Annotated in this window: 10 protein-coding genes; 9 read left to right on the top strand and 1 reads right to left on the bottom strand. The window is 46.1% G+C overall.

Annotated features, from left to right (window positions below; translation table 11 throughout):
• Positions 1-174 precede the first annotated feature (174 nt).
• From thrC to A0765_RS08595, 3 genes are all read left to right on the top strand, one after another.
• Positions 175-1,659 carry a threonine synthase gene (thrC, locus tag A0765_RS08605; protein WP_062006053.1) on the top strand — a complete coding sequence of 495 codons (1,485 nt, stop codon included), beginning with the start codon at positions 175-177 and terminating at the stop codon, positions 1,657-1,659.
• 108 nt (positions 1,660-1,767) lie between these two features.
• A complete protein-coding gene (locus A0765_RS08600; RefSeq protein WP_062006051.1) occupies positions 1,768-3,045 on the top strand; it encodes an MATE family efflux transporter in 1,278 nt (425 codons plus the stop codon).
• On the top strand, positions 3,042-3,656 hold the full coding sequence (locus A0765_RS08595; protein ID WP_062006049.1) for an HAD-IA family hydrolase: 615 nt from the start codon (positions 3,042-3,044) through the stop codon (positions 3,654-3,656). The genes A0765_RS08600 and A0765_RS08595 overlap by 4 nt, the downstream gene beginning before the upstream one ends.
• Positions 3,657-3,703: 47 nt before the next feature.
• Here the strand turns inward: A0765_RS08595 and A0765_RS08590 are convergent, their stop codons facing one another.
• Positions 3,704-4,189 carry a YcxB family protein gene (locus A0765_RS08590; RefSeq protein ID WP_048766370.1) on the bottom strand — a complete coding sequence of 162 codons (486 nt, stop codon included), beginning with the start codon at positions 4,187-4,189 and terminating at the stop codon, positions 3,704-3,706.
• Positions 4,190-4,301: 112 nt separating this feature from the next.
• Between A0765_RS08590 and polA the strand changes: the two genes are divergently transcribed.
• The 6 genes from polA (at position 4,302) to A0765_RS08560 (ending at position 11,359) form a co-directional block, all read left to right on the top strand.
• Positions 4,302-6,944: a DNA polymerase I gene (gene polA, locus A0765_RS08585; RefSeq protein ID WP_062006048.1), complete on the top strand. Its 2,643-nt coding sequence runs from the start codon at positions 4,302-4,304 to the stop codon at positions 6,942-6,944.
• A gap of 163 nt (positions 6,945-7,107) precedes the next feature.
• Positions 7,108-7,545, top strand: coding sequence for a CoA-binding protein (locus A0765_RS08580; protein ID WP_062006046.1), 438 nt, complete (start codon positions 7,108-7,110; stop codon positions 7,543-7,545).
• The gene (locus A0765_RS08575; protein WP_062006044.1) at positions 7,546-8,043 is read left to right on the top strand and encodes a kinase; all 498 of its coding nucleotides are present in this window, start codon (positions 7,546-7,548) and stop codon (positions 8,041-8,043) included. It abuts the gene before it with no gap.
• Between the two features lie 261 nt (positions 8,044-8,304).
• Positions 8,305-8,973 (top strand): DUF6287 domain-containing protein, encoded by a 669-nt coding sequence (locus A0765_RS08570; protein ID WP_062006041.1) that lies wholly within the window; start codon positions 8,305-8,307, stop codon positions 8,971-8,973.
• A 26-nt stretch (positions 8,974-8,999) separates the two neighbouring features.
• Entirely contained in the window at positions 9,000-9,665 is a 666-nt protein-coding gene (locus A0765_RS08565) for a DUF6287 domain-containing protein (RefSeq protein WP_062006039.1), read from the top strand.
• Positions 9,666-9,892: 227 nt separating this feature from the next.
• Positions 9,893-11,359 (top strand): alpha-L-fucosidase, encoded by a 1,467-nt coding sequence (locus tag A0765_RS08560; protein ID WP_062006037.1) that lies wholly within the window; start codon positions 9,893-9,895, stop codon positions 11,357-11,359.
• Positions 11,360-11,431: the final 72 nt, after the last annotated feature.

Below are 11,431 nucleotides of genomic sequence, written 5' to 3'. Positions count from 1 at the left end.
ATCAGCTTTTACAGCCCTACTCAACTGTGCGGAGGTGGGACGACGAAATCGAATTCTAACGAATGACCGATTTCTGTCCCACTCTCTTTTTGCTTTTTAATTTTGATGAAAATGGAGAATTTTCTGATAAATTTTGATATAATAAAACGAACTACAGATAAAGGATGAGAGAGAATGACTTTAGTTTATCAATCAACGCGTGACGAAAAGAATAGAGTAACAGCCAGCCAAGCGATTCTGCAAGGCTTGGCAGCAGACGGCGGGCTCTTTACGCCTATTACTTATCCGCAGGTCGATTTGGACTTTGCCAAGCTCAAAGACGCTTCCTATCAGGAAGTAGCCAAGCTGGTTTTGTCTGCATTTTTGGATGATTTTTCTGAAGCGGAGCTGGACCACTGTATCAACCATGCCTACGACAGCAAGTTTGATGATGCGGCGATTGCTCCCTTGGTCAAGCTGGATGGTCAGTACAATCTAGAACTTTTCCACGGAGCGACCATTGCCTTCAAGGATATGGCTTTGTCCATCCTGCCTCACTTGATGACAACCGCAGCTAAAAAGCACGGCTTGGAAAACAAAATTGTCATTCTGACAGCGACTTCTGGCGATACAGGTAAGGCGGCTATGGCAGGCTTTGCGGACGTTCCGGGGACTGAAATCATCGTCTTTTATCCCAAAGACGGTGTCAGCAAGGTTCAAGAGCTGCAAATGACGACACAGACAGGTGCCAATACACATGTTGTTGCCATTGACGGCAACTTTGATGATGCCCAGACCAATGTCAAGTACATGTTCAATGACACAGACTTGCGGGCTCGTCTCTTGGAGCACAAACTGCAGTTTTCATCAGCCAACTCCATGAATATTGGCCGTTTGGTGCCTCAGATTGTTTACTATGTCTATGCCTATGCTCAGTTAGTGAAAACGGGAGAAATCACAGCAGGGGATAAGGTCAACTTCACAGTTCCGACGGGGAACTTTGGTAATATCTTGGCGGCCTACTATGCTAAGCAAATCGGTCTGCCGGTTGGCAAGCTGATCTGCGCATCGAATGAAAACAATGTCCTGACAGACTTCTTCAAGACTAAGGTTTATGACAAGAAGCGGAGCTTTAAGGTGACGACTAGCCCGTCCATGGATATTTTGGTTTCCTCTAACTTGGAGCGCTTGATTTTCCATCTGTCTGGTAATAGTGCTGAGAAAACAACTGCTTTGATGGCGGCTCTGAATGAGCATGGACAGTATGAACTGACGGACTTTGACGCTGAGATTTTAGAGCTCTTTGCGGCTGACTATGCGACGGAAGAAGAAACAGCAGCTGAAATCAAGCGGGTCTATCAAGCGTCTGACTACATTGAAGACCCTCATACAGCCGTTGCATCTGCTGTCTATCAAAAATACTTGGCAGAAACAGGTGATCAGCGCAAGACTGTTATCGCATCTACCGCTAGTCCTTATAAATTCCCAGTTGTAGCAGTTGAGGCTGTGACTGGTCAGACAGGCCTCAGTGATTTTGAGGCTTTGGGTCAACTGCACGAACTTTCTGGTGTAGCCCTGCCACCAGCTGTGGACGGCTTAGAAACAGCACCAGTTCGCCACACAACGACGGTCGCTGCAGACCAAATGCAGGCAGCAGTAGAGAATTACTTGGAATTGTAAAAATGGCTTAGAAAGCCTAAAATCAGCTGGATATCTGGCTGATTTTTTCTTAGGATGTCCAATGAAAGAAAGTGAAGTAGCTGATGCTTAAAAGGAAGAATTTTTTCTATGACGACGTATAAAAAAATCATGAATATCGCCTTGCCAGCTATGGCGGAGAACTTTTTGCAGATGCTCATGGGGATGGTCGACAGCTATCTGGTGGCCAGTCTTGGGCTGATTGCGATCTCTGGTGTATCGGTGGCCGGCAATATCATTACCATTTATCAGGCAATTTTTATCGCGCTGGGGGCTGCTGTTTCCAGTCTCATCTCCAAGACTCTGGCTCAGGGAGACAAGGAGCGTTTGGCCTATCACACAGCTGAGGCTATCAAGCTGACGCTACTTCTGAGTCTTCTGCTAGGTCTCCTTTCTCTGCTTTTTGGTAGGCAGATGCTGGATCTGCTGGGGACGGAAAAAGCGGTGGCTGAAGCAGGCGGTCTTTATCTGGCTCTGGTTGGTGGGACTATTGTTCTGCTAGGCTTGATGACTTCCTTTGGAGCTCTGGTGCGGGTCACTCGCAATCCTAGATTCCCCATGTATGTTAGTCTTCTGACCAATGTCCTCAATGCCCTCTTTTCCGGTCTGGGGATTTATGTCTTTCGACTTGGTATTGTCGGCGTAGCGCTTGGGACGGTGCTGGCTCGTTTGGTCGGTGTGCTCATTCTCTGGCAGGAGCTAGACTTGTCCACGATCCGCTGGAGCTGGGGTTTAGATGGAGAGCTCTTGCGCCTGTCTCTGCCGGCTGCTGGAGAACGGCTCATGATGCGGGCGGGTGATGTAGTAATCATCGCCATTGTGGTCGTCTTTGGAACGGACGCAGTAGCGGGGAATGCCATCGGTGAAGTCCTGACTCAGTTTAACTACATGCCGGCTTTCGGGGTCGCGACAGCAACAGTCATGCTGGTGGCCCATGCGGTTGGCGAGGGAGATATGCAAGCGGTTGGTCTGATTCGTCAGCGGGCCTTCTGGCTGTCTTTTGCTTGCATGCTGCCCTTGGCTCTAGGAATTTTCGCACTTGGTCGACCGCTGACCTTACTCTATACGGACAATAGCGGAGCGATCACAGCCAGTCTTTCGGTCATCCTCTTCTCCCTGCTGGGAACTCCCATGGCAGCTGGGACCGTGATTTACACAGCGGTTTGGCAGGGGCTGGGCAATGCCAGACTGCCCTTTTATGCCACGACTATTGGTATGTGGCTGATTCGCATCATCTCAGGCTATTTGTTGGGTGTGACCTTTGGTTTGGGTCTGACAGGAGTCTGGGCTGGGACTCTCTTGGACAATGGCTTCCGCTGGCTATTTTTAAAGGTTTTATACGACAGAAAAATGAGGAAAACCACATGACAACAGCGTTTATTTGGGATTTGGACGGCACCTTGCTGGACTCTTACGATGCTATTTTGGCGGGGATTGAGGAAACCTATGCTCACTATGGTCTGGACTTTGACAGGGCAAGTATTCACTGCTATATCCTAAAGCACTCTGTCCAGAAGCTTTTGGAAAAAGTAGCGTCTGAGAAAGGCCTAGACGCTGCCGATATGAATGCCTTTCGTGGGGCAAGTCTAAAGGAGAAGAATGCTCAGGTTCATCTGATGGAAGGGGCTGCGGAGATACTGGCTTGGGCTAAAGAGCAGGGCATTGTCCAGTTCGTCTATACCCACAAGGGACTCAATGCCCATCAAATCTTGCAAGACTTGGGCATTCATGACTATTTTACAGAAATCATCACAACGGCCAACGGCTTTAAGCGCAAGCCTCATCCAGAAGGTGTCGACTATCTGGTCGAGAAATATGGCCTGGACAAGCAGAAAACCTACTATATCGGGGACCGGACCCTAGATGTAGATGTCGCCGTCAACAGTGGCATCCAGAGCATTAACTTCTGTGACTACCGACCAGAAATCAACCAGAAAATAGAGAAGTTGCTAGATATCAAGCAATTATTTACAAGATAAAAAGCAGACCAGAACTGATCTACTGTCAGTCTAGCCTGCTTTTTCTTTTACATATGCTCAATGTGAAGTTCTAGCAAGAACTCAAGAGCCTCGGGCGTACAGTTCTTTTTTTCAATAGGGAAACCGACAATTGGTCCCAACATGATATAAAAATCTTCTTTAGTATGAAAAACTTTGACGATGTCATCATAGCTATAAAGAAACTCTCCTCGTTTGCTTTTCACAGAAAATTTATCTTTCTCAAATATAAGAGTTTGCTCCATATCCTTCCAGAAAGGAGTTTTTCGATAGGCCTTCCTTATCTGAAAGTCCGTGCCAAAGTACATTATTGGGAATATAATCAAAGATGTAAATAGCACGATGAAGAAAGAAAATCGCTTCAGGTTGTCAGGTAGGAAGATAAGATAGAGAGATAGAATTCCTATCAAAATGAACATATTCAGCAAGAATCTTTTCCCGCGTAAGAAAACAGACCAAGCAAATCGTTGATACACTTCCTCAGTCACAAGGGTTGGAATGGTTATTGGGAACATGCTTCACCTCCTAGTTTTTATTATTATACCATACAGGAATTATTAAAATCACTTTTAAATTTTCCACGCCGCCTTTCCTGTCTTTGTCGGCCTTTCGTGTTATAATAAACCTATGGAAAATAAGAACAAATTATTATTAATTGACGGTTCGTCCGTTGCTTTTCGCGCTTTTTTTGCGCTTTATAATCAAATCGACCGTTTCAAGAGTCCATCGGGTTTGCACACCAATGCCATTTATGGCTTCCACCTCATGCTCAATCATCTCTTGGAGCGCGTGCAGCCGACTCATGTCCTAGTAGCTTTTGATGCTGGCAAGACGACCTTCCGGACCGAGATGTACGCCGACTATAAGGCTGGTCGGGCCAAGACGTCGGATGAATTTCGGGAGCAGCTGCCCTTTATCCGTGAAATGCTGGACTACTTAGGTATCCGCTACTATGATCTGGCTCAGTACGAGGCGGATGACATTATCGGAACCTTGGACAAGATGGCTGAAAAGACGGCTGTTCCTTATGATGTGACCATTGTCAGCGGCGATAAAGACTTGATTCAGCTGACGGATGAAAATACTGTGGTAGAGATTTCCAAGAAAGGCGTGGCTGAGTTTGAGGAATTTACCCCAGCCTACCTCATGGAAAAGATGGGCATCACACCAGAGCAGTTCATTGACCTCAAGGCGCTGATGGGCGATCAGTCGGACAATATCCCCGGCGTGACCAAGATTGGTGAGAAGACTGGTCTCAAGCTCCTCTTGGAGTATGGTTCTTTGGAAAATCTCTATGAAAATATTAATCAGCTCAAGGCTTCCAAGATGAAGGAAAATCTGATCAATGACAAGGACAAGGCCTTCTTATCAAAAACCCTAGCTACCATTAATACTCAGGCTCCGATTGAAATCGGACTGGATGATTTGGTTTACAACGGTCCGCAGGTAGAGGCACTGAGCAAGTTCTACGACGAGATGGGCTTCAAGCAGCTCAAGGCTCAGCTAGGCACTGGTCAGGAGCCGGTAGAAGTCAAACCAATTGAATTTACCAAAGTGACTGAGGTGACAGCAGATATGCTGGCACCAGAGCAATTCTTCTATTTTGAAATTTTGGGTGACAACTACCACAAGGAAGAGATTGTCGGTCTTGCCTGGGGTGATAGCCGTCAGATTTACGTCGGCACTAGCGATTTACTAGAGCAACCTCTCTTTCGGAAGTTTTTGACAAAAACAGCTCTGAAAACTTACGATATCAAGCGGACCAAGGTACTGCTCAGTCATTATGGCATTGAACTGCCAGCAGCATCCTTTGATGCGCGCCTAGCTAAGTATCTGCTTTCGACGGTCGAGGATAATGAGCTGGCGACTATTGCTCGCCTCTATGGCCAAACAATTCTGCTGACTGATGATGAGGTTTATGGCAAGGGAGCCAAGCGCGCTCTGCCGGAGCAAGAGCAGCTCTTTGAGCATCTAGCTCGTAAAATCCAAGTGTTGCTGGAAACAGAAGAGCCAATGCAAGAACAGCTCCGTTCCCACGATCAGCTGGATTTGTTGCTTGAAATGGAGCAGCCTCTGGCCTTTGTCCTAGCCAAGATGGAGATTGCGGGGATCAAGGTTGAGCGGGAAACCCTGCAAGGCATGCAGGCAGAAAATGAAAAGACGCTGGAAAGTCTAACGCAGGAGATTTACGATCTGGCTGGTCAGGAGTTCAATATTAATTCACCGAAACAGCTGGGAACCATTCTCTTTGAGGATATGGGGTTGCCGCTGGAGTACACCAAAAAGACCAAGACAGGCTACTCGACAGCGGTTGACGTGCTGGAGCGTTTAGCACCCATTGCACCGATTGTGTCTAAGATTCTGGAATACCGTCAAATCAGCAAGCTCCAGTCCACTTATATCATCGGCCTGCAGGAGGCGATAGCGTCTGACGGCAAGATTCACACTCGCTATGTTCAGGATTTGACTCAGACTGGTCGTCTGTCCTCGGTCGACCCGAACCTGCAGAATATCCCTGTTCGTTTGGAGCAGGGGCGCCTCATTCGCAAGGCTTTTGTGCCGGAATGGGCAGACAGTGTGCTTCTCAGCTCGGATTATTCCCAGATTGAGCTACGGGTGCTGGCTCACATTTCTCAGGACGAGCATCTGATTGCTGCTTTTCAGCATGGAGAAGATATTCACACGGCTACAGCCATGCGGGTCTTTGGTATTGAAAAGGCAGAGGATGTGACGCCTAATGACCGTCGTAATGCCAAGGCTGTCAACTTTGGAGTGGTATATGGCATTTCTGATTTTGGACTGGCCAATAATCTAGGCATTTCCCGCAAGGCTGCCAAGGACTACATTGAGACTTATTTTGAGCGTTTCCCAGGCATCAAGAATTATATGGAAACTATCGTTCGCGAAGCGCGTGATAAGGGTTACGTAGAGACCATTTACCATCGCCGTCGCTCCTTGCCGGACATCAATTCTCGCAACTTTAACATCCGAAATTTTGCGGAGCGCACAGCCATTAACAGCCCCATCCAAGGCTCCGCCGCAGACATTCTCAAAGTCGCTATGATTAATCTGGATCGAGCATTAGCAGAGAAAAATTTCAAGTCTCGCATGCTCTTGCAGGTGCACGATGAAATCGTGCTGGAAGTGCCAAATGACGAGCTAACAGCCGTCCGCCAGCTGGTCAAAGAAACCATGGAAGCTGCGATTGAGCTGGCCGTTCCGCTCGTAGCTGATGAAAATGCCGGCCAAACTTGGTACGAGGCGAAATAAAACAAGATACAAAGAGCGTCAAAACCGACTGAAAATTAGGAATTCGGACGAAGGAGCCATGCTCTTAGAACGAATTATCTATTTTCCAAGGTTTTAGCTCATGTTCAGCTAATATATCATTGTTAAAAAAGTTAAAAATTATTTATAAAACAGGAGGAAGTTTATGACTTACCATTTTCAAAATCCCAGTGACGGCGTTGTCAAGCGCTATCTGGAAAACAGCAAGGTGATTGCTGTTGTCGGTCTATCAGACCGTGAGGAAACGACCAGTAACCGTGTGTCCAAGGAAATGCAAGCGCGAGGCTATCGCATTATCCCAGTCAATCCGCGGGCAGCAGGCAGTCAGATTTTTGGTGAAACAGTTTATGCCAGTCTCAAAGATATTCCTTTCCCAGTGGATATTGTCGATGTTTACCGTCGTAGCGAGTTTTTGCCAGATGTGGCGCGTGATTTTCTGGAAGCAGATGCCAAGATTTTCTGGGCTCAGTTGGGCTTGGAAAATGAAGAAGCTGAGCAGATTTTGCGGGAGGCTGGTCGCGAAGATATCGTCATGGATCGCTGCATCAAACGCGAGCATACACGCTTGATTCTAGGCGAATAAATGGCCAAGTTAGTCATCATTCGAGGCAATTCCGGCTCTGGCAAGTCGAGTTTAGCTAAAAAAATGCAGACTCACTACGGCCGAGGGACTCTTTTAATTGCGCAGGACACAGTTAGACGGGACATGCTCAAGGAAAAAGTCGAGCCGGGCAACCTATCTATTGATTTGACGGAAAGCTTAGCTCATTTTGGTTACGAACATGATTTACTGGTCTTGGTAGAAGGTTTCTACGAGACAGATATTTATGGCCACATGCTGGAGCGGTTGCGGACTTTGTTTGGTCCTCAGACCCTAGCCTATTACTATGATTTGACTTTTGAAGAAACCGTCCGCCGCCATCAGACCCGAGCCAAGCAGGAGGAATTTGCCCCAGCTGATATGAGACGCTGGTGGAAGGATCGAGATTTCTTAGGCTGGGAAGAGGAATCGTTCTTTAGGGACGAAGATTCCTTGGAGGCAGCCTTTGAGCGGATCGTTCAGGATTTAGAGAAAATTTGAAACGAAGCACAGGAGGAGGAACTCCTGTGTTTTTGCATCAAAAAGGCATTTTCATAAATTACAGATAAATTTTGAGAAAAATATCACACAAAATGTTGACAAAATTATTTCATAGAATTACAATTAGATTACAAAATATTTCTTTTATTACAAAAAAAGCTTTAAAGAATATATTCTAGTGGGGTAAGATGTCCCCTATGCAAGCCAACATCGCTACTATCGTTTAGCAAATTGATGATAAACTGACAAGGAGATTTCATTATGAAACGTAGTAAATTTATTCTATTGACAGCCACTGTCTTGTGCTCTGCTTTCCTGCTCGCAGCCTGTAGCTCTAAGCCTTCCACGGAGGCTAGCAGTTCTACTTCTCAGAGTTCTAAGATTAGCAGTTCAAGTAAAGCGTCAACTGAATCATCGACTAAGCAAAGTTCTGCTTCCAACGAAGCAAAAGCATCCTCTACTACTAAGCTTTCTAGCGACCAGAGTGTTTCCATTCAAGCTGAGAAGCCTGTGGGCAACAAGACTTCAGCAGATTCGAACACGTCACCAACTCCAGCTACCCCAGTGACTCCAACAACTTCCGGTATAGATGTCAATGCTCTAGCAAATGGTGATTTCTCTAGCATTGCAGGTACTTGGCAAGACGATTTGGGCAACCAATTAGTTTTTGATGCAAATGGATTAGTAACATTGCAACGTAATAATGGTGAGACATTGAACCATAACGTTATTTATAATGGTCATGTAGAAGGAGATAAGTTTAGAGCTGATTTTGGTTATAATGGAGCAGGCAGTAGTGATCCTTTATTCGCTGTTCCAGTGGGCGTAGCATTGCCACTTAATGGTGCTCCAGCGCCTAAAGAACAAATCATGCTTGGAAGTGATGCAATCTCTTCTGCACAACATCCCTACTATCGAGTAGCAAATTAATGATAAACCGACAAGGAGATTCCATTATGAAACGTAGTAAACTTATTTTATTGACAGCCACTGCCTTGTGCTCTGCTTTCCTGCTCGCAGCTTGTAGTTCCAAACCTTCCACGGAGGCTAGTAGTTCTACCTCTCAGAGCTCTAAGATTAGCAGTTCTAGCAAGTCTTCGACTAAACCATCAGCTAAGCAAAGTTCTGCTTCTAACTCCGTGACATCCTCTTCAACTCCTCAGACTTCTAGCGACCAGAGTATTTCCAGTCAAGCTGAGAAACCCGTGGAAAACAAGACTTCAGCAGATTCGAACACGTCACCAACTCCAGCTGCCCCAGTGACTCCAACAACTTCCGGTATGGATGTCAACGCTCTAGCAAATGGTGATTTCTCTAGCATTGCAGGTACTTGGCAAGACGATTTGGGCAACCAATTAGTCTTTGATGCAAATGGTTTGGTGTCTCATACTTACAGAGGAAATGAATCAAGCGACTACACTTTGACAAATAGTCAAGTATATGAAGGTAAGTTTGGAGCGTTTTTAACTCATAAATCAGGGAATGAAGTGGCCTCCTTCACAGCCATTCCTAAAGGAGCTCGTCTTTATGATACTGGAAGTGAAAATCCGAAAGAACGCATTTTAGTGGGGCAAGATTTCACTTACGCATCCCAACATCCCTACTATCGCGTAGCGAATTGATGTATTGAATGATGAGCATCGTGATGCGAGTGGCTTTCCGAGGTGCTCACCATGCTGACAATATAAAAACAAGGAACAGAATTAATTACTGTTCCTTTTTCTTTGCTTTATTGGGAAAGTTTGCTCGCAGGGCTGTTTTGGATTATTTTTTTGTAAAATGCCTCTTTCTTCTCCAAAAATTGGTACAATAAAAGAAAGCGTTTTAATCGAATGATGAGGTAGTTACGATGAAAATATCTTTAGAAGAAATTCAAAGAGTTGCCAACCAAGGACCTTTCTATCCAGACTGGGATTCTCTTGCGGCCTATCAAGTTCCCCACTGGTTCAAAAGGGCTAAGTTTGGGATTTTTATCCACTGGGGACTTTACAGTCTTCCTGCCTTTGGGAGCGAGTGGTACTCTCGAAATATGTACATCCAGGGTACGGCAGAGTTTGACCACCATATCAAAACTTATGGGCCTCACACAGATTTCGGCTACAAGGATTTTATTCCTCTCTTTACTGCCGAAAATTTTGATGCGGACGAATGGCTGCGCCTCTTTAAAGAAGCGGGAGCCCAATACATGTTTCCAGTGGCAGAGCATCACGACGGCTTCCAGCTTTATGCTAGCCAGCTCTCTCCTTTTAATAGTGTAGAAATGGGTCCAAAGCGTGATATCTTGGGGGAATTGAGTCAGGCAGCCCAAAGAGAGCAGGTTCATTTTTGTACTTCCTCCCATCGGGCGGAGCATCATTTTTTCTTTTCACATGGAAAGGAGTTTGCCAGTGACATTGCCAGCGAAGTCAGTCGCGAGGAACTTTACTGGCCGGCTATGCCAGAGCCAGACCACCATGATTTATTTGGTCAGCCTTATCCGAGTCAGGAGTTTCTAAATGATTGGCTCCTGCGTACCTGTGAGCTGGTTCGAGATTACCAGCCTGAGATTTTGTATTTTGACTGGTGGATTCAGCATGCAGCTTTTAAAGAGTATATAAAGCTTTTTGCAGCCTATTATTATAATTTAGGAGCAGCTTCTGGGAAGCCGACTAGCATCTGCTACAAGCATGATGCGCTGGCTTTTGGTGCGGGGATTGTGGAAGTGGAACGCGGTGGTTTTGCAGAGATCCAGCCTTTCACTTGGCAGACGGATACAGCTATTGCGCGAAATTCTTGGGGCTACACAGAGAATCTTGACTATAAGTCAGCTAAAGAAATCATCCAGACCTTGATTGATGTCGTGTCCAAAAATGGGAATTTGCTGCTGAATATTGGGCCAAAAGGAGACGGGACGATTCCGGAAAAAGATCAAGAAATCTTAAGAGAAATCGGGGCTTGGATTCAAGTGAATGGCCAAGCGATCTATGATTCACGCGCGTGGAGGCAATTTGGAGAAGGGCCGACACAAGTAGATAGTGGGCCATTTTCGGATGGTAAAAACATCCCTTATACAAACCAGGATTTCCGTTTCACGGCCAAGGGCGGAGCGGTGTATGCCTTTCTGATGGAGCCTGCAGTAAATCAGTGGCTGACGATTCAGGCCTTGGCTGACGAAAGAGAAAATCCCGCGTCTCGCTTTCATGGTATCATAGAAAAGGTATCCTTACTAGGCTATGATGAAGCGCTTGAATGGGAGCAAACACCTCAAGGTTTGCGCATCTTCATGCCGAGTGTAGCAGCCGACTTACCCTTGGTAGTGAAAGTCCAACTGCGTTAAATCTAGACGAAAAAATGAGGCTGGGACAAAAGTCCTAGCCTCTCAATTGTCTTTGGATTGTCGAGCAAGACG

This window comes from Streptococcus cristatus (assembly GCF_001588905.1).
Taxonomy (GTDB): domain Bacteria; phylum Bacillota; class Bacilli; order Lactobacillales; family Streptococcaceae; genus Streptococcus; species Streptococcus cristatus_N.
This window is presented reverse-complemented; position numbering and strand designations above follow the sequence as displayed.